Annotated in this window: 24 protein-coding genes, 1 tRNA gene and 1 pseudogene; 15 read left to right on the forward strand and 11 right to left on the reverse strand. The window is 61.8% G+C overall.

Annotated features, from left to right (window positions below):
• The first annotated feature begins 65 nt into the window (after positions 1–65).
• Positions 66–755 carry an ArsR/SmtB family transcription factor gene (locus ACVIYL_RS17870; protein ID WP_310880300.1) on the forward strand — a complete coding sequence of 230 codons (690 nt, stop codon included), beginning with the start codon at positions 66–68 and terminating at the stop codon, positions 753–755.
• Between the two features lie 15 nt (positions 756–770).
• Here ACVIYL_RS17870 and ACVIYL_RS17875 read toward each other — a convergent pair whose 3' ends face one another.
• A complete protein-coding gene (locus ACVIYL_RS17875) occupies positions 771–1,016 on the reverse strand; it encodes a DUF2188 domain-containing protein (RefSeq protein WP_016840968.1) in 246 nt (81 codons plus the stop codon).
• Between the two features lie 119 nt (positions 1,017–1,135).
• Here ACVIYL_RS17875 and ACVIYL_RS17880 point away from each other — a divergent pair, with 119 nt between their 5' ends.
• Together ACVIYL_RS17880 and ACVIYL_RS17885 are read left to right on the forward strand one after the other, a co-directional pair.
• Positions 1,136–1,402 (forward strand): DUF2277 domain-containing protein, encoded by a 267-nt coding sequence (locus tag ACVIYL_RS17880; RefSeq protein WP_057019313.1) that lies wholly within the window; start codon positions 1,136–1,138, stop codon positions 1,400–1,402.
• An 85-nt stretch (positions 1,403–1,487) separates the two neighbouring features.
• A complete protein-coding gene (locus ACVIYL_RS17885; RefSeq protein WP_092087309.1) occupies positions 1,488–1,712 on the forward strand; it encodes a hypothetical protein in 225 nt (74 codons plus the stop codon).
• Between the two features lie 56 nt (positions 1,713–1,768).
• On the opposite strand, the gene ACVIYL_RS17890 is transcribed toward ACVIYL_RS17885, so the two are convergent.
• Entirely contained in the window at positions 1,769–2,296 is a 528-nt protein-coding gene (locus tag ACVIYL_RS17890) for a collagen-like domain-containing protein (RefSeq protein WP_057019139.1), read from the reverse strand.
• Positions 2,297–2,426: 130 nt separating this feature from the next.
• On the opposite strand from ACVIYL_RS17890, the gene ACVIYL_RS17895 reads away from it, so the two are divergent.
• Positions 2,427–3,422, forward strand: a complete 996-nt coding sequence (locus tag ACVIYL_RS17895; RefSeq protein ID WP_456779311.1) for a hypothetical protein — start codon at positions 2,427–2,429, stop codon at positions 3,420–3,422.
• A gap of 113 nt (positions 3,423–3,535) precedes the next feature.
• Here the strand turns inward: ACVIYL_RS17895 and ACVIYL_RS17900 are convergent, their stop codons facing one another.
• Both ACVIYL_RS17900 and ACVIYL_RS17905 read right to left on the reverse strand, forming a co-directional pair.
• Positions 3,536–3,796, reverse strand: a complete 261-nt coding sequence (locus tag ACVIYL_RS17900) for a helix-turn-helix domain-containing protein (protein ID WP_016840962.1) — start codon at positions 3,794–3,796, stop codon at positions 3,536–3,538.
• Positions 3,797–3,965: 169 nt separating this feature from the next.
• Complete coding sequence (locus tag ACVIYL_RS17905) at positions 3,966–4,733, reverse strand: SDR family NAD(P)-dependent oxidoreductase (RefSeq protein WP_253607166.1); 768 nt, start codon at positions 4,731–4,733, stop codon at positions 3,966–3,968.
• Positions 4,734–4,860: 127 nt separating this feature from the next.
• Between ACVIYL_RS17905 and ACVIYL_RS17910 the strand changes: the two genes are divergently transcribed.
• Positions 4,861–5,319 carry a hypothetical protein gene (locus ACVIYL_RS17910; RefSeq protein WP_456779312.1) on the forward strand — a complete coding sequence of 153 codons (459 nt, stop codon included), beginning with the start codon at positions 4,861–4,863 and terminating at the stop codon, positions 5,317–5,319.
• A 102-nt stretch (positions 5,320–5,421) separates the two neighbouring features.
• Here the strand turns inward: ACVIYL_RS17910 and ACVIYL_RS17915 are convergent, their stop codons facing one another.
• The gene (locus tag ACVIYL_RS17915; RefSeq protein WP_057019143.1) at positions 5,422–5,676 is read right to left on the reverse strand and encodes a hypothetical protein; all 255 of its coding nucleotides are present in this window, start codon (positions 5,674–5,676) and stop codon (positions 5,422–5,424) included.
• A 273-nt stretch (positions 5,677–5,949) separates the two neighbouring features.
• Between ACVIYL_RS17915 and ACVIYL_RS17920 the strand changes: the two genes are divergently transcribed.
• A complete protein-coding gene (locus tag ACVIYL_RS17920) occupies positions 5,950–6,390 on the forward strand; it encodes a hypothetical protein (RefSeq protein WP_253607168.1) in 441 nt (146 codons plus the stop codon).
• A gap of 231 nt (positions 6,391–6,621) precedes the next feature.
• Here the strand turns inward: ACVIYL_RS17920 and ACVIYL_RS17925 are convergent, their stop codons facing one another.
• The 4 genes from ACVIYL_RS17925 to ACVIYL_RS17940 all read right to left on the reverse strand — a co-directional run bounded on the left by ACVIYL_RS17925 (position 6,622) and on the right by ACVIYL_RS17940 (position 10,235).
• Positions 6,622–7,203 carry an NUDIX hydrolase gene (locus ACVIYL_RS17925; protein WP_310880298.1) on the reverse strand — a complete coding sequence of 194 codons (582 nt, stop codon included), beginning with the start codon at positions 7,201–7,203 and terminating at the stop codon, positions 6,622–6,624.
• A 19-nt stretch (positions 7,204–7,222) separates the two neighbouring features.
• Complete coding sequence (locus tag ACVIYL_RS17930) at positions 7,223–7,672, reverse strand: GNAT family acetyltransferase (RefSeq protein WP_456779313.1); 450 nt, start codon at positions 7,670–7,672, stop codon at positions 7,223–7,225.
• 14 nt (positions 7,673–7,686) lie between these two features.
• A complete protein-coding gene (locus ACVIYL_RS17935; RefSeq protein WP_456779314.1) occupies positions 7,687–9,114 on the reverse strand; it encodes an FAD-binding oxidoreductase in 1,428 nt (475 codons plus the stop codon).
• A gap of 134 nt (positions 9,115–9,248) precedes the next feature.
• Positions 9,249–10,235 carry an L-threonylcarbamoyladenylate synthase gene (locus ACVIYL_RS17940; RefSeq protein WP_456779315.1) on the reverse strand — a complete coding sequence of 329 codons (987 nt, stop codon included), beginning with the start codon at positions 10,233–10,235 and terminating at the stop codon, positions 9,249–9,251.
• A gap of 78 nt (positions 10,236–10,313) precedes the next feature.
• Between ACVIYL_RS17940 and ACVIYL_RS17945 the strand changes: the two genes are divergently transcribed.
• Positions 10,314–10,390 (forward strand) — tRNA-Pro (locus ACVIYL_RS17945).
• A gap of 135 nt (positions 10,391–10,525) precedes the next feature.
• Here the strand turns inward: ACVIYL_RS17945 and ACVIYL_RS17950 are convergent.
• Positions 10,526–11,119, reverse strand: a pseudogene (locus ACVIYL_RS17950) (site-specific integrase); the annotation flags it as partial.
• Between ACVIYL_RS17950 and ACVIYL_RS17955 the strand changes: the two are divergent.
• Positions 11,012–11,434, forward strand: a complete 423-nt coding sequence (locus ACVIYL_RS17955) for a hypothetical protein (RefSeq protein ID WP_456779316.1) — start codon at positions 11,012–11,014, stop codon at positions 11,432–11,434. The pseudogene ACVIYL_RS17950 and the gene ACVIYL_RS17955 sit on opposite strands and share 108 nt — an antisense overlap.
• A gap of 2,279 nt (positions 11,435–13,713) precedes the next feature.
• Here ACVIYL_RS17955 and ACVIYL_RS17960 read toward each other — a convergent pair.
• Positions 13,714–14,190 (reverse strand): helix-turn-helix domain-containing protein, encoded by a 477-nt coding sequence (locus tag ACVIYL_RS17960; RefSeq protein WP_456779317.1) that lies wholly within the window; start codon positions 14,188–14,190, stop codon positions 13,714–13,716.
• 15 nt (positions 14,191–14,205) lie between these two features.
• On the opposite strand from ACVIYL_RS17960, the gene ACVIYL_RS17965 reads away from it, so the two are divergent.
• The 7 genes from ACVIYL_RS17965 (at position 14,206) to ACVIYL_RS17995 (ending at position 22,375) form a co-directional block, all read left to right on the forward strand.
• Entirely contained in the window at positions 14,206–14,583 is a 378-nt protein-coding gene (locus ACVIYL_RS17965) for a LysR family transcriptional regulator (RefSeq protein ID WP_456779318.1), read from the forward strand.
• 106 nt (positions 14,584–14,689) lie between these two features.
• Positions 14,690–15,430, forward strand: coding sequence for a hypothetical protein (locus tag ACVIYL_RS17970; protein WP_456779319.1), 741 nt, complete (start codon positions 14,690–14,692; stop codon positions 15,428–15,430).
• Positions 15,431–15,470: 40 nt separating this feature from the next.
• On the forward strand, positions 15,471–16,001 hold the full coding sequence (locus ACVIYL_RS17975; protein WP_456779320.1) for a hypothetical protein: 531 nt from the start codon (positions 15,471–15,473) through the stop codon (positions 15,999–16,001).
• Positions 16,002–16,237: 236 nt separating this feature from the next.
• The gene (locus ACVIYL_RS17980) at positions 16,238–17,374 is read left to right on the forward strand and encodes a phosphoribosyltransferase-like protein (protein ID WP_456779321.1); all 1,137 of its coding nucleotides are present in this window, start codon (positions 16,238–16,240) and stop codon (positions 17,372–17,374) included.
• A gap of 11 nt (positions 17,375–17,385) precedes the next feature.
• Positions 17,386–19,302, forward strand: coding sequence for a hypothetical protein (locus ACVIYL_RS17985; RefSeq protein ID WP_456779322.1), 1,917 nt, complete (start codon positions 17,386–17,388; stop codon positions 19,300–19,302).
• Positions 19,299–20,453 carry a hypothetical protein gene (locus ACVIYL_RS17990; protein ID WP_456779323.1) on the forward strand — a complete coding sequence of 385 codons (1,155 nt, stop codon included), beginning with the start codon at positions 19,299–19,301 and terminating at the stop codon, positions 20,451–20,453. The genes ACVIYL_RS17985 and ACVIYL_RS17990 overlap by 4 nt, the downstream gene beginning before the upstream one ends.
• Positions 20,450–22,375, forward strand: coding sequence for a hypothetical protein (locus ACVIYL_RS17995; RefSeq protein ID WP_456779324.1), 1,926 nt, complete (start codon positions 20,450–20,452; stop codon positions 22,373–22,375). Before ACVIYL_RS17990 ends, ACVIYL_RS17995 begins: the two co-directional genes overlap by 4 nt.
• Positions 22,376–22,417: the final 42 nt, after the last annotated feature.

Genomic DNA, 22,417 nt, shown 5'->3' on the forward strand with positions numbered 1-22,417 from the left:
GAAATGAACTGCGCGGCACGGCGCATGCGGGTAGGACGTTTCGGCGCGATCTGGAGGACGATGCGGTGGGATCATCCCAGGCTTTGCAGACAGGATTTTCGCGGATCGCCGAGGCCTTGGGCGATCCGGTCCGCGAGGCCATGGTCAGTGCGCTGGCCGACGGCAAGGCGCTGCCGGCGGGCGAGCTTGCTGCGGTCGCCGGCATTTCGCCGCAAGGCGCCAGCGCGCATTTGCAGAAGCTGGTCGACGCCCGCGTGCTGTCGGTGTGGGCACAGGGCAGGTTCAGATATTACCGGATCAGGGACGACGACGTCGCGGCGCTGATCGAGAACCTCGTCGATCTTGCGGCCAAGGCCACCGTCGGGCGGCGGCGTGCGATGCCGGCCGAGCAGCTCAGGCGATCGCGGACCTGCTACCACCACCTTGCGGGTCAGCTCGGCGTGCTGTTGTCGAATGCGCTGATCCGCCGCCGCCTCGTCGTGATCGACGGCCGCGATGGTCGCGTGACCGAGCAGGGGTTGGCCTGGTGCCGGGCCGAGGCAATCGATTTCGATTCGGCGCGGCAGCCGCATCTGCGGCTCTGCAACGACTGGACCGAGCGCGTGCCGCATCTCGCCGGTCCGTTTGCCAATGCCGTGCTGGCGCGGCTGGTCGAGATGCGCGGCGTTGCGCCGCATCGGATTCCGCGCGCATTGCGGATCACCGATCGGGGGCGGGCGTTCTTCGACCGGCTTGGCGTCCAGGTTCCGTTCTGAAAGCGACGAGGTGAACTAGCGGCCGTCCTCGACCTCGGTCTCCGGGCGGTCATTGCCGGAGGCGGTTTCGGTCAACCATTTGCCGTCCGACGTCTCGTACTGGATCGCCTCGGTACGGCCGGGGACGCGCTGCTCGTTGGCGGCGCGTCGGGCAGCGGCGAGTGCCGCGGCGTGGGTAGGAAATGGTTCCGAGAACACCCCGTTGACGGTATAGGCCCAGCCGCCGTCGTGCTGGACGACCTTGTAGATCACGTGGCTCATCCGGAACCTCGCTCCACCGTGGACGATGACACTGCCAGAATAGACCACGATGTCGTATTTTGCAGCAGCCGATCGTCCTTGAGAGAGCCGCCCCGTTGCCGCGGGCGAGGGAGACCGACATGTGCCGTAATATCAAGACGCTGTTCAACTTCGAGCCGCCCGCCACCGAGGACGAGATTCACGCCTCGGCGCTGCAGTTCGTGCGCAAACTGTCCGGCTTCAACAAGCCGTCGCAGTCCAATGAGGCCGCCTTCAACCTCGCCGTGACCGAGGTCTCGAATGCCGCGCGCAGGCTCCTGATCTCGTTGCAGACCACGGCACCGGCGCGCGATCGCGAGGTGGAGGCGGAGAAGGCGAGGGAGCGTTCGCGCCTGCGGTTTGGCTGAGGGCGGGGCGTACCGTGACGCAGGTCACGGTGCGGCGCCGCGCGTCCGGGCATCGGTGTCGTTCACCCGATCCCGGAGCGACGCCATGAAGCCTGCCCTGCTCACGTCCTGTTCGATTGCGTTCGCCGTGCTCTGGACCTGCGGCATGCTGTGGTCGAGCGGGACGATCGACCTTGCCAACGTCATCATCCTGTCGGCCTGCGGGGCGCTCGCGGGCGTTGCCTGGTACTACGCGATGCGCTGGGTCTTCCAGCTCATGCACCTTGCTCGACCCTCCGATCCTCCGGCCAATCCCGGCGCGGAGCCGTAGGCATCGGGCGCGGCACGGACAGAGCTGGCCGTGTCGCCGCGCGAGGACAGGAAGGATTACTTCTTGTCCTTCTTGCGGTGCTTCTTCTTTTTCTTGTGATCGTCGTCCTCGTCGTCATCTTCCGCGAAGTCGATGGCGTCGACGTCAAGCGCGATCGCCTCCGCTGCCGCGCGCTCGGCGGCATCGCGCTCGGCGAACTCGGCGGCTTCACGCTCCTTGGTGCGCTTGTAGTCTTCCCAGGCGTCGAAGATCATGTGCAGCCACGGCATCACCTGTTCGATCGACGGCAATTGTCCGGGCGGGCCGGCTTCACCGCGCGGGCCGGCCGGTCCCTGCGGTCCCTGTGGACCAGCTTCGCCGCGCGGACCCTGCACGCCCGCCTTGCCTTGCGCTCCCGGCTTGCCCTGGGGACCCGCCTTCCCAACCAGTCCGGGCTTGCCTTGCGGGCCCGGCTTGCCGCGCGCACCTTCCGGCCCCGGCCGCCCCGGATGTCCTTGCGGACCGGGCCGACCCGGCTCGCCCTGACGGCCCTGCGGCCCCTGCGCCCCTCGTGACCCCTGGCGGGAGATTGTCTCGTCAGCCACTGATATGCTCCGTCGCGATTTCAAGCCGCTTGTAACAGAGGTTGGATGACGGCTTCAATTCTGCCGGGCGCGGCTGATGCAAGCGATCAACAGTCATAATTCGATGCGAAGATTGTGACGGGAGGACGCGTTGCGGATTCTGAACGACAGACGCGGGGCAGTTGCCGGTGACGCAACAGGGCCGCTGACGTTCGACATCGTGGTGACGCGGCACGATCTGCGCGATGAAGCGGCGTTTCGCAACACCGGCGTCCTCGATCTGTATGCCGAGCTGTTTCCTCCGAACGAGCGCGACGCCCCCGACGACATTGTGCGCTGGGTGTTGTCAGATGATGTCGGCGAGCGACGAGAGTTCAGCGTCGGTGATCAGCAGCTGTCATATTGCCTCGACTCGCGCTGCTTCATCCTGCGCGCGGAAGGGCGCGCGATCGGCCTCGGCTTCTTCACCTACGATCACGCAAGCGAGCTGATCTACTGCAACTATGTCGGCGTCGCGAAGGCGTGGCGCGGCGGCGGCCTGGCGGGCCGGTTCTATCGCGAGATGATCGAGATGCTCGACGCCTTGTTTCCGCGCAATATCGGCGTGGTGCTCGAGGTCGAGCCGTATGATCGCGATCGCTTGGCGGCGATCATCGGCGATCTCGAACGGACCGGCGTGAGGCGGCTCGCAGCGGATCAACAGACCGAGATTCGCAGATTGCTGCGCGTCGGCTGGTACGACAAGCTTGGCTATTGCTTCTTCTGCGACGCGCGCGGCATGCAGCCGCTTGAGTGTCGCTCGCCATGCCTCGATCCATCGCTATTGCCATCCGCTTGGGGCGGCGCGGAGGAAAATTATTGGTTGGCCTGGCAGTCGCGGACCGGCGCGTCCTCGGCGGAGGGCGAGCGCGCGGGTGAGCTCTGGCAAAGAGCCGTCGCTGCGATCTATGTCGAGATCCTCGCAAAATCGCTGGTCGACGACGATCCGAAGGGGCGGCGCGACTATTGGGACTATGCGACGGCGCTGGTCGCGCAGACGCTGCAACAGGCCGCGACGACCGAGGTGCGTCTCGCTCGCTGCCTTGATGCCGGCGGCAGCGAGCTGTTGTCGCGCTGGCGGCGGCTTTCGATCGACCTGCCGATCTAGCGTCGACGTGCCGCTCATGCGTGATGCGATCCGGTTGAATCGTCATCACGCTTAGCTCGTTGTCCAAGCACGATCTTCCCGGAAAGCCGCTTCGCGCGTTTCCGGATCTTGCTCTAGGCTGCGGCGTGCTCGCTCAGCGGCACGTCGATGCCGTCGGCCGAATATTCGCGGATCTTGTTCCGCAATGTCCGAACCGACAGCCCGAGCACGCGCGCGGCGCGGGTGCGGTTGCCGTCGCAGCGCGCAAGCGTTTGCAGCACGAGTTCGCGCTCGACTTCATCGACGGTCGCGCCGATCAGCAGTGGGACGATTTCATTTGGAGCCAGCGACGGCAGCAGAGCTTCCGGCGACGGTACGGTGGACGCGTAAGACATGAACTCCTCCCGATCAACGCCCGCTTCGTCGGTGAAGCGAAGACATCGAGAACCAACTACCCCGTAGATCCACGGTGTGCCGGTTTGGTTAACAAGCCCTTAACGCGCCCCTAACTCCCTGCTCTGTAAGCAAAATACCCAGAAATCGCCACGATTGCGGTTCCATCCGTCACAATGTGCGGTAGCCGCCATCGACCATCACGATCGATCCCGAGACATAGGCCGACAGGTCGGAGGCGAGGAAGATGGCGGGGCCGACGATGTCCTCCGGCTTGCCGGCGCGGCCGAGCGGGGTGTGGTCCATGAAGACCTTGACGAGGTCGGGATTGGTGGCGCGCACCTTCTCGTTCAACGGCGTCTCGATGAAGCCCGGCCCGATTGCATTGACGCGCACACCATCCTTGCCGAGTTCGGCGGCCAGCGCCTTGGTGAAGCCGAGCACGCCGTGCTTGGAGGCGGTATAGGCCGGCGAACTCGGCGTGCGCAGATGCACGAAGGACTGGATCGAGCCGATGTTGACGATGCGTCCCTTGTTCTTGCGCAGTGGCGCGAGGAACGAATGCGTCACGTTGAACACGCCGGTGAGATTGATCGAGATGATGTCTTCCCAATCCTTGATCACTTCCTCGTCGGTGCCGAGCATGCCGTTGCGGCGCGCGATGCCGGCATTGTTGACCAGGATCGAGACCGGCCCGACCTTGTCGGCCACTTGCTTTGCCATCGCGACGCAGGCGTCGCGATTGGTCACGTCGAGCGCAAAGCTCTCCGCCTTGCCGCCGGCATTGCGGATCTCCCTGGCCGCTTCCGCCGCCGCATCGCCGTTCATGTCGAGCAGCACCACGCGCGCGCCCTCGCGGCCGTAGCCCAGTGCGATGGCGCGCCCGATGCCCGAGCCCGCACCGGTGATGACGGCGATGTGATTGTCGAGAAGGGCCATGGCGTTTCCTTGTTCTGATTTGTGAGCGTTGTCGACAACACTATTCAAAACTGCGCCAACCGAAACGCCAAGCCGCGTTTGCGCGTTGCTGTTATCCGGATTCGGATGACAGTTACGGACCGCGGACATGGACCCGCATATCAGACACTGGAAAGTTGCGATCGAGCGCTTTTGCGCGGCGCCGGATCCCGACTACCGCGAGATGGCCAAAATGGTCGCGGAGATCGCCGCGACCGACATCGACGAGACGCTGCGGCATGCGGCCGCACAGGTGCTGCCGATCCTGCGCCAGGCGGCGATGAAATCGGCCGACCGCCGCACCAAAGCGATGGCGCTGCGCCGTCTCGGCATCGTCAACGACGCACTGCACATGCTGTCGGCGCCGCGGTTCGGCCGGCGCGGCCTGGCGCCGAAGGCGCTGACGCAGGAGGAGCAGTACCGGCAATTGCTCGGCCTGCCGTTCGGCCGCCGGCTCGCAGCGACCGAAGTCCAGCAGGCTTCAAGCGCGCCGCCAAGACGGTGCATCCCGACGGCGGCGGCAACGGCGCGGCATTCCTCGAACTCGCCGCCGCGCGCGACGCCCTGATCAAGCATCACTGACGCTGGATGGCGTCATATCTGACAGCACAAGGACGGACGCCGCGCTGTTGCCGCGTGTCCGCCCTGTGCGTGATCGAATGGCGTTCGCTCAGAACGCGCAGGTGCCGTTGTTCAGGAGGCCGGTCTTGTAGCTGAACGCGGCGTCGAAGGTCGGCAGCTCCTCGCTGACGATGGAGAAGTTCGCCGGCCACGGCGTGGTCGGGATGCTCTGGTCCCAGATCTGGCAGAAGCCGGTGTCCTGCCAGCGGATCAGATGATAGGGCGTGGCGCTGGCCGGGCTTGCCGCGGCAAGCAAGGACACGGTGGCGGCAATGGCGGCACAGGCAATCGCAAGACGACGCATGGGAAATCTCCGGTTTGAAAAATGAATGCTCCGCGGGGCAATCCTGGAGCTCAGGGGCCGATCGCCCCGGACATGCAGTGAGTATTGCAACCCCGGGAACAGGTTCAACACCGGTCGTGCGAAAGCACCCGTCAACAAATCGGCCATCGCTGTGCCAAATTGCGCCTGTTTACGCGCTTGCTACAGTCGGAGCATCGCGATTCGCAGCCGTGTCACGACGCGAGCAAATCGACGAGAGCAAATCGACGTGAGTAAATCCTGGGGAGACCGCACATGAAACCTTCATCCACCCTGCGTGCTGCGCTTGTCGCGCTGCTGGCGTTCATTGGCCTTGCGTTCTCTTCCGCGGCCCGCGCCGACAGCGGCTTCGTGACGCTCACGATCTACAAGGCCGGATGGATCATCGGTGGCTCCGGCGGCAGCGGCGTGTTGACCTTCCGCGGCCGCTCCTACCGGCTCTCCACCGGCGGCCTCGACTACGGACTGGTGTTCGGCGGCTCCAAGACCGTGCTACGCGGCCGGGTCAGCAACATCAACCGTCCGTCCGACGTTGCCGGCGTCTACGGTGCGGCCGGCGCGGGGCTTGCCGTCGGACGCGGCGCGCGTGCGATCGTGCTGACCAATCAGAAGGGCGCGGTGTTGGAGTTGACCGGCCACCAGGTCGGCCTGATGGCCAACGCCGATCTGAGCGGGCTTGCGATCACGATGCGGTAGAGCATTTCGTTCGGTTTATCCCCGTCATCCTGAGGAGCGCGTCTTCGCGCGTCTCGAAGGATGCACGGCCCGGCTGGTGGCCGATTCATCCTTCGAGGCTCGCCGAAGTGGCTCGCACCTCCAGCGACAATGGCATAGCCATTGCGCAGGGATGACGGGGACAGCTAGTCTAAAGCGTTGAGTGCGCGAAGCCGCAAGGCCGTGCCGGCACCGGCCGGGGCGAAGCCGCGTTCACCTGAACAGATGCAGCGCGGCGTATTGCAGCAGCATGATGGTCTTGGCGTCGACGATGCGGCCGTCGCTGATCATGGCGAGCGCGTCGTCGATCGCAAGCTCGAGCACCTCGATGTCCTCGCCCTCGTCGGCGAGCCCGCCGCCGTCACCGATGCGCATCGCGGCATCGTATTCGGCGACGAAGCAATGCAGCTTCTCGGTCACGGCGCCCGGAGACGTGAAAGCCTCGAACACCTTGCGCACATGCACGAGCCGGTAGCCGATCTCTTCCTCCGCTTCGGCGCGGATGCGTGCTTCCGGCTCGGCATCGTCGAGCATGCCGGCGGCAACCTCGATCAGCAGATCGTCATAACCGTTGGCGAAAGCGGGGAAGCGTAACTGGCGCACCAGCACGACGCAGCGGGTCGTCAGATTGTAGGGCAACAGCGCCGCGCCGTTGCCGCGATCGTAGACCTCGCGCACCTGGGTCTGCCATTCGCCGTTGGCGCGCCGGTAGTCGAACGTCGCGCTCTTCAGCTCGTAGCGGCGCTTCGAAAGCAGCTCGACGTGCTTGACGCGAACGCGGTCGGCGATGCTCATGCGTCGGTCCTCAGCCCTCTCACGGCGTCGCTTCGCGCCCGTCGAGCCATTTGGCCAGCATCACCGAGGTCGACTCGTCATAGCCGAGCGATTGGTAGAACGCGCCGGCCTTGGCGTTCTCCCGCCGCACCAGCAGTTGCAGCTTCGGCACGCCGGCGGCGCGCAGCCAGTCCTCGGCCGCCGCCATGATGGTGCGGCCAAGCCCCTTGCCCTGGCGGTTGGGATCGACCGCGACGTAATAGACCCAGCCGCGATGACCGTCGTGGCCGACCATCGCGGTCGCGACGATCGCATTGGCGTCGTGGCCGACCAGCACGGCTGAATTCGGTCCGCGCCGCGCCAGCGCGATGTCGGCAGCAGGATCGTTCCATGGCCGCGTCAGGCCGCAGGCCTGCCACAGCGCGACGACATCGGCGATGTCGTTATCGGTGATCTCTGCAATGGCGAGGGAGGCAGAGGAGGAGGGCATCGTCGCCTGCGCGGTCACAGCACCTTGCCCGGGTTCATGATGCCGAGCGGATCGAGCATCGCCTTGACCTGCCGCATCAGCTCGATCGCGACCTTATCCTTGACGTCAGGCAATTCGTCGCGCTTGAGCACGCCGATGCCGTGCTCGGCCGAGATCGAGCCGCCCATCCGCAGCACGATCTCGAACACGACGGCATTCACGTCGTGCCAGCGCGCCAGGAAGTCGGCCGCATTGGCGCCGACCGGCTGGCTGACATTGTAGTGGATGTTGCCGTCGCCGAGATGGCCGAACGGCACCGGCCGCGAACCGGGGATCAGCTTCACCACGGCAGCATTGGCTTCCTCGATGAAGGCGGGCACGGCTGCCACGGGCACCGAGATGTCGTGCTTGATCGAGCCGCCTTCCGGCTTCTGCGCCGCCGACATCTCGTCGCGCAGCTTCCAGAACGCCTGGCGCTGGCTCAGATTGGCGGCGATGACAGCGTCATCGACGATGCCGTCCTCCATGCCCTGGGCCAGGATCGCCTCCAGCGTGTCGCGTGCATCGTCGCGCGACGACGACAATTCCATCAGCACGTACCAGGGGTGCTTGCTCTCAAGCGGATCGCGGATATCGATGCCGTGGCGGATCGAGAAGTCGACCGCGACGTCGGCGAGCAGCTCGAAGCTCGTCAGCGCTCCGGCCGCTTGATCGCGCGAGATCGACAGCAGCTTGAGTGCGGCCGCCGGCGAAGCCAAGCCGACATAGGCGGTCTCGACCGCACGCGGCCGCGGAAACAGCTTGAGCGTCGCCGCGGTGATGATGCCGAGCGTGCCTTCGGCGCCGATGAAGAGATTGCGCAAATCGTAGCCGGTGTTGTCCTTTTTCAGCTTCGACAGCGCGTTCAGCACCCGGCCGTCAGCCAGCACGACTTCAACCCCGAGCGCCATTTCGCGCGCCACGCCATAGGCAAGGGCTCCGGTGCCGCCGGCATTGGTCGAGAGGTTGCCGCCGATCGTGCAGCTGCCTTCTGCGCCGAGCGACAGCGGAAACAGCCGGTCGACCTCGGCTGCCTTTTGCTGCGCGATCTGCAGCACCACGCCGGCCTCGCAGGTCATGGTGTTGGATTCGACATCGATATCGCGGATCTTGTCGAGACGCCGGAGCGAGACCACGACCTCGCCATTGTGCGGCGTCTGGCCGCCGACCAGGCCGGTATTGCCGCCCTGCGGCACCAGCGCGATCCTGTGCTCGGTCGCAAGCTTGCAGATCGCAGCGACCTCGGCGGTCGAGCCCGGGCGCAGCACCAGCGGCGAGCGGCCGTGGAACAGGTCACGCTCCTCGGTGACGTAGGGCTTGATGTCGGCGGCGTCGGTCACCGCATATTTCGCGCCGACGATGGCGCGGAATTTCTCGAGCAATTCGGGCGGAAGCGGCGGCACCGCTGATTGGACGATGTTCATTTTTTCTTGGTCTTTCACTCAGTCGGGGATCTTTGCCTAGGCATGCCCTTCACGCAAACGCTTCGCGTTTGTCGCGAGGGAAAACCGGTTCCCGCTTGGCGCCAACGCGGCCGTTCCGGTCCGGGTCATGCTTGTTACCGCCCAACGGCTGCGCGGCGCAGCCGGTCATTGATGGCTTCGCCCAATCCCTCCTCGGGAATCGGCGTCACCGCGATCGCATCCGCGTTTCTCTTGTCGAGGGTACGAAGGTAGCCGAACAGATTGGTGGCGGCCTCGGCAAGATCGCCGCGCTCGGACAGGTTCATCTCCACGGAGGCGCATTCGCGCCGCGCGACCTTCGCCGGCCCGAACGACAGCAAGGCTTCGCCGACATGGACGTCGCTGGCATTGAGCCGGACCGGTGTCCGCGGTGCGTAGTGCGAGGCGAGCATGCCGGGGGCAACCGGCTGGGCGTCGCTTTCCGCGTCTTGCGGCGGCGACTGCAAGGGCTGGCCGAGCACGCGCTCGATCTCTGCGCGCGTCAGCCCGCCCGGTCGCAGCAGCACCGGATCGGAGAAGCAGCCGACGATGGTGGATTCGACGCCGACCTCGACCGGCCCGCCGTCGACGATCAGGTCGATGCGGCCCGCCAGATCGCCGTTCACATGCTCGGCGGTGGTCGGCGAGACGTGGCCGGAGAGATTGGCCGACGGCGCTACCACGGCACCGCCGAAAGCCTTGATGATGTCGCGCGCCACCTTGTGGGCCGGGATGCGTATGGCGACCGTGTCGAGCCCGGCGGTCGCGAGTTCCGCAACTGGGCAGGACAGCGCCTTCGGCAGCACCAGGGTCAGGGGACCCGGCCAGAACGCGTCCGCCAATCGCAGGGCCTGCCCATTGAACAGGGCAATCCGGCGGGCGGCGCCCAGATCGGCGACATGGGCAATCAGGGGATTGAAGGCCGGCCGGCCCTTGGCCTCGTAAAGCCGGGCGATCGCGGCGGCGTTACCGGCATCGGCGCCGAGGCCATAAACCGTCTCGGTCGGAAACGCCACCAGGCCGCCCTCGGCCAAGACCCCGGCGGCGGTCGCCGTGGCGGCGGCGCCTGCGGACAAAACGTGCGTTTTCAGACCTGTATCCACTGTGACTAGATTCCTCAATTGGGTGGCGCGTGGTCCCTTGCGGTCCCCGAAACCCGACGCTATAAGCCGGCCCTCAGTCGGAGTGTGGCTCAGCCCGGTAGAGCACTGCGTTCGGGACGCAGGGGTCGCAGGTTCGAATCCTGCCACTCCGACCAGATTTCCTTAGGTTTTTTCTTCTCATCGGTGGCTGTTCCCGAGTCAACCACCGATTTGACCACCGAAACATACCGCGCTTTCTGGCCAATGGCTGCCGCCGCCCCGTGCAAATGATCGGGATGGTGATGGCCATAGGTTTCCTGCAGGACCTCCGCCGACATGCCGAGGAACCCGGCTGCCTCCCAAATCGGCACGCCGCGCTGCATCAACCAGGTCGCTGCCGTGTGGCGCAACGTGTGCGGAGTGACTTTCCCGGGTAGCCTGGCCAGATCCACGGCAGATTTGAAGCCTTTCTTGACGGAAGCGACCGGCTTGCCATTGAACTCGACGAAGCAGGTGTTGATCAGCTTCCGGTCTTGCCAACGACGCAAATGAGCCAATAGCCGGGGTGGGAGCGGAGCTGGCGTCTGACGCTTCTTGGTGGCTCGCTTCCCGATCGGCCTTCGGTAGAAGATACCACGCTCGAGATCGACGTACGAGTGCCCAAGCTCGGGGTAGGGCGATGCCGCCGCGATCGCCCCGGCCCTGGTGCCGGTGTAGAGGCCGATCAGGATAAATCTGGCCACGTGTCGCAATGGTCGACGGTCTGTCCGTACCGGGTCGCCCTTTGAGCTGCCGGCGTGGACGGTCTGCTTTTCGCGATAGCGCCAACATTGCCAGACCAGAGCTGCGGCCTCGTCGCGTGTCAGCCATCGGTCGCGCGCCTCACCTTTCGGCGGGAGGGACACGCGGACAATGCCCCGGTGAAGGCCCTCCTTTGCATGATGGTTGATCGCTGCGCGGAGAGTCTCGAGGTCGCGACGCGCGCCGCCTCGGTTGCCGCGGTGCTTGGCGTAAGCCGCACAGGTCCGCGCGTTGACTGCCGACAGCTTCTTGCCACCCCAAAAATCGTTGAGGCGGGCGATCCTCGCTTCAATTTCAAACTGATCACCGGGCTCGCCGATATCCGTCAAATAGATCGACAGCACATCGGCGCTATCGATATCATCGATGTCCCGCCGCCTGCGATCGGGCTGATACTTCTGCGCAATATAATCCGCTAGCGCTTGCTCTGCTTCTCGAGGCGGCTTTGTTTCAGACGGGCTCGCAAGGCAGCCTGTGGCGATATGGCGCTCGCCGTCTTTGATGATCCAGACGGCTCGGGCGACGAGCTTTCCGCCGCGATATCGTGCCTTTCGCTTATAGAGACGGGCTCCTTTACTTTGACGCGGCACAGCTCCCTCATCTTCTCGATGTTTTCGAGCGTAGTATAATCTCTGCCAGCAATTCTTTCTATTTCGAGTCGGCCGCGGCGTGCTTCTCGTCGCAGGCCAGAAGCAGTCATCGATCCGTCTGGAAAAGCCAACGATGCGGCAGCAGACAGGCGGATAGGCATATCACGCGAAACCAGACTTGGGGAGAGATGCGCTCTGGCCATGCTAAGACCAAGTCATCTAGATCCGAGTGGCATGCATTTGTCGATGGTCCAAGTCCACGCGAGCCTTCCAATGGTCTGAGGGCAGCCAATTTTTCTGGTGACGTTACGACCTCAAAATTCGAGCAGTCGAAGCTTTGCGCGGCATGGCAAAGTTAACTAAGCTTGGAGAAGTATACGGACCTTTGCAAGAATCGCTTCGTCATCGCTCCATTGAGCGAGGTTCGGGCTCTTCCTTTACGTGATCAATGCCTCGCGTCGAGTGTCATAATCTCGTCCATTCCGGGCTGCTATTAGTATAAGCGCAGGCTTCTACTGTGAAAGCGGATCGTGCTCGCTCGTGGGACAATCGGCGGCTTCCGAGTGCAAATCGGAACACAGAGACGAGTTTTGAAACGGTCCAAATCGAGAATGCCCTCATCGCAATTTCCTCGTAGGCCTTGGCCTGTGTGTGCATCGCCACATGCAAGCCTGATGCGGTCCCGACGTTCATGTCCGAGCTCATGTCGACCGCGCGGGAGAGCGTCGCCAACCAATCGTGACAATAGTCCGCCCGCGCGGGTGCCGTCAGACTAGCGAATGCGAGGCCTATCAGAAGGTAGATCTTTACGACTGAGTGCATGCTCTATAAGTCCTGATTAAGGGCTCCGGCTGTTGTCAGGCGACAAATCGTGCCTCGGTGAGGTACGCCCGCTCGCTTGGGTGGCGCGCTAATCTTCCAGATATGGCTTCGCCAGATCCGGTCAACCGACTGATAAGCAAATGAAGTCTCGCTGACTGATGAGAAAATCGCTGAAACCTTATCAGTACTGTCGGCCACTGCGCGCTGGCTTTGTCCGAGAATGCATCAAAGGCATTCACCGTTGACGATGCCGATCTCTAGCGGCTCCAGCCGAAGTCTCGTCAGAATGCCACCGCACGTAGCTCTATAAACCATCAGCAGATGCGCGCAGGCGGAGGCCGCCCTAGGCGGCTTTACCCTCTAACATCGGGGGCTCGTCGATGGTCCCGATCTCGGGCATTGCCTGGCCCATAATGCCGTGAAGATCGCCTACCAATATCTCCCCGCGACATCGACGGCGTCATTCCGATGATTGGCCGCGGCGCCATCGCCGAAGACCTCATTGCCAATTTCGGCATCTCCGACCTTCGTTCCTATGGGGGGCGCCAGTCCGGTAGCTTCGCTGCAGTGCGCGGCTACCGCGATTGCAGCCGGTTTATGCCGTCATGTCCTGATCCTGATCGGCCGCGATGCATTTGCTGGCGACAGGCCTGCGACGCGTGTCCGCCAGATTCCAGCGTTTCGCACGGCGGGCGAATTCGAACTGCCGTTAGGAGCGATGTCACCCGCGCAGCTAAACGGTGCCAATATACTTTGGCAATGGTTGCCGATGGCCTGATGCGTTCGCCGGTGTGGGATTGCTCGCCGGACAAGTTCGTGGCTGAGAGCGCGCTTTTTCGTATCAGTCTTAGCGCGAAATTTGGTTGGCATGGCATCGCTTCCGACCAAAGCGCTGCCGGTGCCAACCGGCATGGCTAAAGGGATTTCAGTGTGTGGCTAGGCGGTTGGAAGCCGGTCGGTAGCCGATTGGAAGGTCAGTTGGTCGGTCCTGGTTGAATGGACGTGCGTCGCCGTGAGGGGGGCCTTCCGTCTCGATCCGGAGCGCGCCAGCATCGAGAAGACGCTGCATTGCATCGGCCAGCTTTTGGCTTGTGTAGCCCTTTGGCGTCGGTCTGCTTGGCGATCACGGCCGGTGCGTAGGTTGAACACTTGTTTGGCGATAATGTGCGTCCTTGCGCGGCCAGCTTGAGAAACACGGTCATGAACGCGTCGTCGGTTATCCGACACCTTTATTTCGCCTGGGATGGGACGCCTGCACATTTTCGACCTCTGCGATTGAAGTCTCGCTATCGTCTTCTTGACGCCACGAGCATCCAAGCGATGAACCCTACGTGCGTGGAATGAGCCTCGTCCCCGGAAGTGGGGAGGCGACACTCCTTCCAACGCTTGAACGCGCGCGAGAAGCTGGCTGTTTCGGCGAAGCCTAGCGCCTCCGCCACGGCCTCGACCGACATGCGTGTCTTGTCGAGCAGGTAGGTTGCGGGCTGTTCGCGGACCTGGTCCACCATTGGCCGAATGTCTGCCCCTGCGCTGCCAACCTTTGATAAAACGTTCGCTCCGAGAGGCCAAGCATTCGGCAAGCCTCCGGCGCGGCGGGGAAACGTCGCACCGAGCGGATCAGCAGCGCGTAGAGCTGACCGACGACTTCGTCGCTGACGCGCGCTTCGCTCACGAGACGCGCGCAGTGTCTGCCGTAAGTATCCTCCAGTAGCGGACTGGCCATAGGGAGCGGCGCGCGCGTGACGCCTGGTTTGAATATCCATCGGGTGCCCTCTTCGATGAGTCCCCTCGTCATCAGCCTCGCTGGTTGCTCAGCGCCGATAGCGCAGCATGACAGTTGTTCAGGGGCTGATAATCCGGCCAAAAAATCACAGACTGTTGTCATGACGACAACAGTAGATTTCCTGGAGATGCAGGCTTTTGTCGCCGTGGTGACTGAAGGGTCTTTCACCGCAGCGGCCGAACGCCTCGAAACCGACAAGGCGCGGGTGAGCCGCATTGTGCGGCGAATGGAAGAGAAGCTGGGCGCGCAGCTTTTGAACCGATCGACGCGACGCCTCAGCGTAACGGAAGTCGGGCGCGACTATTTCGAGCGCGCCTCGTCGATCCTGGCGGCCGCCGAAGCGGCCGAATTCGCGGTGGCACAGTGGACATAAGTAGGACGCGTCGTCACGCAACTAAGGTCTAGTGCAATTGCGTACCCAAGGGATTGATTGCGCGCGCTGGTTGCGCTTTATCTCCGTCTCTTTTGGGGGCTGAGTCGTGCGTAATTTGGGTACCGCGGCGCTGTGCGCCGCATTGAGTGGATGTGTAACGAACGCCGAGACGGTTCAGTTTCGACCATCCAATCCGCAGCAACAGGCGCTGATGCGCGATGGACAAGCAGCTCTTATCTCGCAGCAGAAGAGCTCGCTCGTTCTCGTTCGACCTGCCTCCCGCCAGGTGCGGGCCAACGGACGGCCGGTCTTCGTCGTTGCCATTAATAATCTGAGCAAGCTTCCCGTTGATTTTCGCGTTGCACAAGTAACGGCAACTCAACACGTGGGCGGTTCAGACTACGGTATGCAAGTCGTCACTTACGAAATGCTGGTTCAAGAGGAGAAGACCCGCCAGGTTGCCGCCGCGATCTTTACGGGTTTAGCCGCCGCTGGAAATGCTTACAGCGCCTCTCAGGCGGGGTACGGTCACTACACGACGCCGGGCGGACGAACAGGAACATTCTATAGCCCGACCGCGGCTGCAATTGCCCGAGGTAATGCAACCGCACAGAATGAAGCAATGATCGCCACCACGATCGAAGCCGGGCAACGCAACATGGCTGTCCTGGAGCAATCGGTGATCAAAGATAACACGCTGCTACCGGGGGAGTGGTACGGCGGACAACTGCATCTTGCACCACCGGCTACGCCCGATGGTGGCGGACCAAAGACGTACACGATCGTTATCACTGTTGGTCCTGATCGGCACGTGATCGATATCTCTCAAGGAGCGGCGGGAGCTTAGGGAGCAATAGGGCGGGCGGCCGACGGGCGAGGGTGGTTTCATGCGCAGCGGGGGGGTTGTTGCTCTGGTCGGTGTGGCGGCAATGGTCTCCTATTTTCTAGGACACCACGATGCTCCTTCTGATCGTGGGGCGATCGTGCCGCCGCCGATGCCGACCGCATCGCGTGTCGTCACGACTACAGTGAACCCGTGGCCTGTCGTTGCTGCGCCGACTGCTAATCAATCCTCAGATCCGCAGGATATCAAGCAGCCTTCGCCGCCGGTTCAGCTGTCGCTTGAAGGCAAGAAGTCGTCTCCAATTGAACAAAAGCCGAAGTCCGACGTAAGCCGTAGGGTCGAGGTTGCACTGACAGCCGCGGCTATTGCTGCAATTCTCATTCAGGCAAGCCGCGATCAGTATCACGCATCTGGAAGACCCTGCGCCTGTCCCGACGACCGCATGCGCAATGGCCGTGCTTGCGGCGGTCGAAGTGCACATTCGCGGCCTGGAGGAGCCGCTCCGCTTTGCTACGCCGCCGACGTCACTCCGGCGATGATCGAAGCATATCGCAAGTCCACAGCCTTGCGATGAGGAGGAAATAACCGTCGTGCGCTCTCTCTCTTAAGTCAAGTGCTGCCACCGAAGTGGCGACGAAATTGTTCTCAACTTTGCCAGCGTCTCTATGGTCGCGAGGTGTCAGATAGCGAAGTGCTTGCCGACGAGCCGCCTCGCCTGGTGATCGACTTAAAAGTGATGTAGATAGTTACCGCAATCAGTGGTTAGTTTGATGCGATTCGAGCGCGGGTCGCTCTCAGCAGGACAACTGGATGAACGAGGCTCTAGCACTTAAGCTTTTGCGACAGATCATGGGCTGGAACGAGGAGACCGCCGTCGAGGAATATAGGTGGGTGCGCCTAATGGCATCGTTCAAGTACGACGGCTACCGAGACTATTTGGCCGGCGCCCGCTTTCCGGAGACGCTCGCCGGATGGCTGATGCAATTTGCGGCCGAAGACCGGGCCGCCGCGTACAATTTTGTCAAAACCAAGCTGCTTTACTTCTCACCGCAAGAGATCCTGCGCCTGGTCGATCAGTTCTATCCGCGGTTCGTCGAACCGAAACTGAGGGAAGCTGCTGCTGCCAAGTTCGGAATCCCGCCCTATCTGATTATGACCAACAAGTCGTTCAGGACAGAATACCTGCGAGAGCGGCGCCGCACGCTTTTCATCGGCTTGAGCGACGGGGCGAGGATAGACATGCTGCGGCGGTCAAACGCAGCTGTCCTAGTCAACGACCAAATCGTACTGGCTACGCACATCGATGAAGACAAATGGATCGATCTTGGCTCAAAGCTCAAGGATGATAAGCTGTTTGCCAGCGAAACAAATCCCAAGTTCGACCGGGTCTGGCTGATCGATGATTTCACCGGATCTGGCACCAGCTTCCTTCGCCCAAGCAAGAAGGGCGGCTGGACGGGAAAGCTCTACAAATTTCGGGAAGCACTCGAAAAAGCCCGGGGTACGCTGCTCGAAGCTTTTCCGCTGACCGAGGATTTTTCGCTCCACATCCATCACTATATATCCTCGGCACAGGCACGCGATGCCATCCTCGAACGGATCAACTCAGTAGAGAAGGAAATGCGCAGAGACTGGTTCTCAAGCGTCAAGGTTGAGGAGGGATTTCTGCTGCCGGATGCGATCCGCATGACGGAAGAGAATGATCCCGAAATGTGGAAGATCTGCGAGGATTACTACGACCACGGACTGTACGAGCAGTTGAAAGCGCATTTGGATCAATCCTCGCAAGAACACATTCGTCTTGGATACGGTAATTCGGCGCTCCCTGTGGTTCTTGAGCATAACTGCCCTAACAACGCGATTACGCTCCTTTGGGCCGACACCGAAGGCTCGGAGCAGGGGCATCCGATGCGTCCACTCTTCATGCGCCGCCACCGACATTCGTAACCGGTAAATTTATGGCCAACCCATTCGACAAGCGCGCCACCGAATATCTGCGGGATGATGAGGCGGGTTTTCTGTCCGTCGTCAGCCCAGAGCCGTTGCATACCTATCTAAAGCGCTACGCTCACCGAGGTCTCTTCGAGAAACTCGTGCGGGTGATCGGCTCGCCTGGTTCCGGCAAAACGACTATGGCGACCCTTTTCGAGGCGCGGATGGTCGCTGCCGTTCTCGCCGATCCGGACAAGGAAGATTATCGGGAGATCATCGAGGCGTTAGCTGAGTGTGGCGTGGTTGAGAAGAGCCGGCAGGCAGTTGCCGGCGTTCGCCTTCCAATGGAGGGCGAGTACCGGGATTTTTGGGAGCTTCCGTACGATTCCGCGCTCAAGACCAAACTGGTGCTGGCCTTGATCCAAGCGCGAGCGGTGCTTGGCCTGGTCAGAAATCTTGAACGTTCCCGTTTCGGTGGCAAGGCGAGCTTTGTGATCAGAAGCGATGCCGGCGCCTCGCTCGAGAGCATAGGCGGCCCGGACACGGACGCGATCGTCGAGCGCGCGCGCGCCGTGGAACGTGCGGTCTATGAAGTCGGAGCCAGCCTCGTGCCTCCAAGGGAAGAAGCGCTGCATCCAGACGCTGTGAGGCCGTTCCGGCCATTCGATGTCATCGAGGCGGTCCGTGTAGAGGCGCTGGACGGATCGTCAGAAACGCGACGCATTCTTGTTATCCTGGATGATGCGCACAATCTGGCACCCGAGCAATTTGAGCTAGTCTTCCGCGACTTGGCGCGGCGCGAGATCAGAATTGCGCGATGGATTATGATGCGCATTGATCGGTTAAAGCCTGAGATTGCGCTCGGTGACACAGAAGTGTCATTCGAGCCGGAAGTCTCGCCTCGGCGGGATTACATCGATATCTTCCTAAATAAGACGGATAATCTTCAGGGTGCGCGGTCGGCTTTCAGGCGAATGGCGCGCAGCATGGCTGACCGATATCTCCGACGCCATCCTGTCTTCGAGCGCAGGAACAACACCTTCGCAAGTCTACTGTCGACGGAAGCGCCGCGGCTGCCGACTCAGACGGTGCGTCGTATCCAGGAGGAGGTAGAGAAATCTAGGGCCACACTGCGCATCGCAGCCAAGCGGCGAGATGCATTGGTGGCGGAGATCGACCGTTATGCCGTCGGAGCCAAAAATCAGGACCTCGGTCCGGAGGTTCGCGCGGTCATGCTCCGCATCATGATGCACCGTTACGTCAATCAAGTGCCCCAGCAATCGCTTTTCGAAGCCGAGGAGGGGGCTAATCCCGAGCCGAAGCGTTCGATGACGGTGGACTCTGACGTGGCCAATGGCGCGCGCGTTTGGCTCCGTCACAATCATTCCAGGGCTCTGCATTACGGCCTGACGGCCATTAGCGACGCGAGCTCCGAAAATGCGGAACTATTTCTGCATCTCGCAGGATCTTTGGTCGATCGGATGGAGGCCAGGATCATCAACGGCGACCAGCCCGTTCTCTCGCCGGATTCGCAGGATGACATACTTACCAAAAAAGCCAAACAGATCGTCGATGACTGGAAATTTCCCTTCGCCGCAACGATCAGGAAGATGGTGTCTGCGATGGCTGCGGAGTGCGTAAAGGAAAGTGTAGCTCCGAATGCCTGGCTACCCGGTGGCGGCGCCAACGCAATCGGCGTGCCACAGGAGGAGTTTACGGAAACGATCGCGTCGAAGGACTCGGAGTTGACGCAAATACTCCACTACGCCGTAGCGTACAATGTCTTCCTGCTCCGCCAGAACTATCAGCAGGGTGGTCGCCTGTGGTGCTTACTCGAGCTGGGCGGACCCGTCATCCTCGCGAATTCACTAACGCTCAATCGGGGCGGATTCCTTCAGCGGAGGGTCGCTGATCTGGTAAGGTATGCTGGAGTGCAGTCGTGAACGCGCCTCGCTGGCAGCATTGCGTTACCCACGCGGGTTCTGACTTGGAGCGCTTCGTCCACGAATACGTGCGCAGCGGTGACAGAGCGTGTCTGCTTGTTGCGGGCGCCGGATTCGATCCGCGGACGTCGGCAGTCGCGCGCCTCTTGTCTGATGCGATCGCAGCGACGTCGAGCAGCCTCGAGGCCTTTTTCATTCGCGAGCAAAGACCGACGCCGGGACAACGGCTGATGCAGCTGGGCGATAAACACACGATGGATCTCCAATCGATGATACCGGGTAGCACCGTCATCGAAATCGTGGTTCTGGCGGAGAGCGACCGGGCGGTGGTCGGAGGACAGCGTGTGATTTCCGCGATCGCATCGCACCGGGATCTACTTGATGGGATTACCGACGTAATGCTCGACGTCAGCGCGCTTTCACTCGGTATCTCGTTCCCGCTCGCACGCTACTTGTCCGCGGTGTGCGCGCAGTCCAACACAAATCTTCACGTGTTCGCGGCGTCGAGCTCCGGGTTGGACGATGCGATCAAGAGCATTCCGAGCGATGTCGTGGATCCAGTGAGAGGGTTCAGCGGTCAGATTGACTATGAGAATGCGGTGGAGGAACCCAAGATATGGCTGCCGCATCTGGCTCGAAACCGCACGCCGTCTCTCCAGCGAATCCTCGATAGCTTGAAGGGGCCGGTGAAGGTCTGTCCGGTCGTGCCACTATCGCAGACCGAGCCGAAGGCTGGTGACCGGCTGCTCGCGGAGTATGAGCCGGAGTTGATGCGAGAGTGGAAGATAGATCCTCGTGATCTGATATACGCCCTGGATGACGACCCGTTGGATCTATACCGAACCATTTCCGCTATTTACCAGCGGACTCAGAGTGTCTTCAAAGACGTCGTGCGAACTCATTTGGTGCTTTCTCCGTCGGGCAATAAGGTGCTTGCCATTGGTGCGCTGATGGCCGCTCTGGAACATGATATTGCCGTTCGCTACGTCGAATCCGTAGGATATGAAGTCGATTGGGATAAGCTGAAGTCGGAGCAAACCCAGCCGAGTCGGTTCGTTCATGTCTGGCTTCAGGGCGATCCCTACCAGTTCCATGAAACTGAGGAAGCTGCGCCTACGGTTTCCGACCAGGAAGCTGCGGCAAACCCATGACGGCGATCTTCACATCGAAACTGGACGCGTTGCAAGCGACTATAGCGGCGGCATGCAGGAGCGACGTGGGCGCTTTGGCGGAGGCTCTTGAGCGCTCCGCCGGATACCCCGTGGTGGCAGTCGGCAGCGGAGGATCTGTGGTCGCTGCCGAATTCTTCTCGTCCTGTCGGACGTGGCTATTTCATTCGGCAACAGCTGTTACAACGCCAATGGCGTTCGCGCTCGACCCGGTTTTGCCGAAGTGGGGAGTCTGGCTCTTCACCGCCGGCGGCGAGAATGCGGACATTCGGGCTGCGTTCCAAACCGCCATCAATGAGCATGCTAGGCGCATCGATGTCGTCACTGCACGCGGGAAGAGCCTTGTCGAGGATGTTGGCCCTGACATAGCGAGACTTCACCTTGTCCCGGCGCTTGAGAAGGACGGGTTTCTCGCGACGCATTCGCTGGCTTCGACGGCGACATCGCTTCTTCTTGCGAGCGATCAAGTTGCCGGTCACTCGGTCGCTGAGAGAAGCGACCTCGTGGAATCACGATCTGAAGGTCTTTTATCGGCCTCGGTCCGAAGTCGCACGATCGAGACAATCAAGAATTCGTGGGATAAGGGGCGCGATACACTCTTGATTCTTCACGATCCGGCTCTGACGGCCGCGGCCGTCATGATCGAAACGAGCTGCTGGGAGGCCGGGCTCTGCAGTGTCCAACGAACTGATTTTCGCAATTTTGCACATGGCCGGCATGTCTGGCTTAAACTTCATGCGGCGCGGACCACGGTGCTTTCCCTTACGTGCGATCGTAGTCGAGCATTCTGGAACTCGATCGAAGCCAGCATTCCGTCGGCGATAGCGCGGATGCATTTCGACTTCGGCGCGGCTGGAAGGCACGCTCTGTTCGATGCCATATTGAGTTCGTTTGGCATCGTCGAAGGATTGGGGGGCGTAACAGGCGTCGATCCGGGGAAGGCTAACGTCGCCGATTTCGGTCGGGCGATCTTCGACAGTCAAGATCTGCTCATCGCCGTAAAGGACGAGGATGCGGCAACGCGCCGAAAGCGCCGGTCCGAACAATGGTCGGATGAGCCTAGCAGAGTGGCCGCTCCCTGGAGTTCGCGCCGCGACGAGTTTATCAGCCGGCTCGCCGACGCTGAGTTTGGGGCCGTCATTCTTGACTACGATGGGACGATGGTGGCCACGGACAAAAGAGGAAAGCCGCCATCGGAGGCCGTCCTGGATGAAGTCCGTAGGCTTCTGGATGGTCAGGTTGCGATCGCGCTCGCGACTGGCCGCGGGGGATCCGTTGGGGAGGAGCTGCGCGATTGCCTTTCGCAGACGCATTGCGAGCAGGTCTTGGTCGGCTACTACAACGGTGCGCACATCGTTCGATTGTCTGAGGACATCAAACAAAGTCCTCTCGCTTCGGACGCTGCCATCTCGGCCGCCTTGGGTCTCATTCACTCGGAAGGAAAGATGTTTCTGAACGGTTGGCTTCCCAAGGAAAGCCCCTTCCAGATCACGATCGCGGTCGACAAGTTAGCGTCGCCGGCAGACGGGATACGCTGGCTGCGTGAGATCGTGGAGTCCCAGTCCGATTTGAGAATGGTCCGTTCCGGCCATTCCATCGACATCTGTCCCGCCTGGGCAGGCAAGCCGCGGGTCTTCGAAGCAGTACGTGCCAAGATGGTCGACCGCGATCTCCAGATGCTTGCGGTTGGCGACAGCGGAGACCGTCATGGCAACGACTACGATCTGCTTGGTCAGGACTTCGGATTGAGCGTCGACCGTGTGTGCGAGCGCGAGATTTCCTGTTGGAATCTCCTTCCGGGTGGCGTTTCAGGTCCTGATGGTCTGTTAAGGATATTCAGGGGCATGCGCATAACGGGCGCAGGCCGCGCGAGATTGGATGTATCCGTGCTCCGCCGACTCTGATAGAATGTTCATGTTATGATCCATTCTTTCTCGCGAAATCCG

The sequence above is a fragment of the Bradyrhizobium sp. USDA 3315 genome (assembly GCF_054056795.1).

What these genes read in the sequence shown, in the direction of transcription:
- ACVIYL_RS17960 (WP_456779317.1), bottom strand. Translation starts at nt 14,190, where the DNA reads ATGGATATTCAAACCAGGCGTCACGCGCGCGCCGCTCCCTATGGCCAG.
- ACVIYL_RS17935 (WP_456779314.1), bottom strand. Translation starts at nt 9,114, where the DNA reads ATGAACATCGTCCAATCAGCGGTGCCGCCGCTTCCGCCCGAATTGCTC.
- ACVIYL_RS17930 (WP_456779313.1), bottom strand. Translation starts at nt 7,672, where the DNA reads ATGCCCTCCTCCTCTGCCTCCCTCGCCATTGCAGAGATCACCGATAAC.
- ACVIYL_RS17995 (WP_456779324.1), top strand. Translation starts at nt 20,450, where the DNA reads ATGACGGCGATCTTCACATCGAAACTGGACGCGTTGCAAGCGACTATA.
- ACVIYL_RS17880 (WP_057019313.1), top strand. Translation starts at nt 1,136, where the DNA reads ATGTGCCGTAATATCAAGACGCTGTTCAACTTCGAGCCGCCCGCCACC.
- ACVIYL_RS17900 (WP_016840962.1), bottom strand. Translation starts at nt 3,796, where the DNA reads ATGTCTTACGCGTCCACCGTACCGTCGCCGGAAGCTCTGCTGCCGTCG.
- ACVIYL_RS17925 (WP_310880298.1), bottom strand. Translation starts at nt 7,203, where the DNA reads ATGAGCATCGCCGACCGCGTTCGCGTCAAGCACGTCGAGCTGCTTTCG.
- ACVIYL_RS17920 (WP_253607168.1), top strand. Translation starts at nt 5,950, where the DNA reads ATGAAACCTTCATCCACCCTGCGTGCTGCGCTTGTCGCGCTGCTGGCG.
- ACVIYL_RS17915 (WP_057019143.1), bottom strand. Translation starts at nt 5,676, where the DNA reads ATGCGTCGTCTTGCGATTGCCTGTGCCGCCATTGCCGCCACCGTGTCC.
- ACVIYL_RS17875 (WP_016840968.1), bottom strand. Translation starts at nt 1,016, where the DNA reads ATGAGCCACGTGATCTACAAGGTCGTCCAGCACGACGGCGGCTGGGCC.
- ACVIYL_RS17965 (WP_456779318.1), top strand. Translation starts at nt 14,206, where the DNA reads ATGAGTCCCCTCGTCATCAGCCTCGCTGGTTGCTCAGCGCCGATAGCG.
- ACVIYL_RS17980 (WP_456779321.1), top strand. Translation starts at nt 16,238, where the DNA reads ATGAACGAGGCTCTAGCACTTAAGCTTTTGCGACAGATCATGGGCTGG.
- ACVIYL_RS17905 (WP_253607166.1), bottom strand. Translation starts at nt 4,733, where the DNA reads ATGGCCCTTCTCGACAATCACATCGCCGTCATCACCGGTGCGGGCTCG.
- ACVIYL_RS17885 (WP_092087309.1), top strand. Translation starts at nt 1,488, where the DNA reads ATGAAGCCTGCCCTGCTCACGTCCTGTTCGATTGCGTTCGCCGTGCTC.
- ACVIYL_RS17910 (WP_456779312.1), top strand. Translation starts at nt 4,861, where the DNA reads ATGGACCCGCATATCAGACACTGGAAAGTTGCGATCGAGCGCTTTTGC.
- ACVIYL_RS17975 (WP_456779320.1), top strand. Translation starts at nt 15,471, where the DNA reads ATGCGCAGCGGGGGGGTTGTTGCTCTGGTCGGTGTGGCGGCAATGGTC.
- ACVIYL_RS17985 (WP_456779322.1), top strand. Translation starts at nt 17,386, where the DNA reads ATGGCCAACCCATTCGACAAGCGCGCCACCGAATATCTGCGGGATGAT.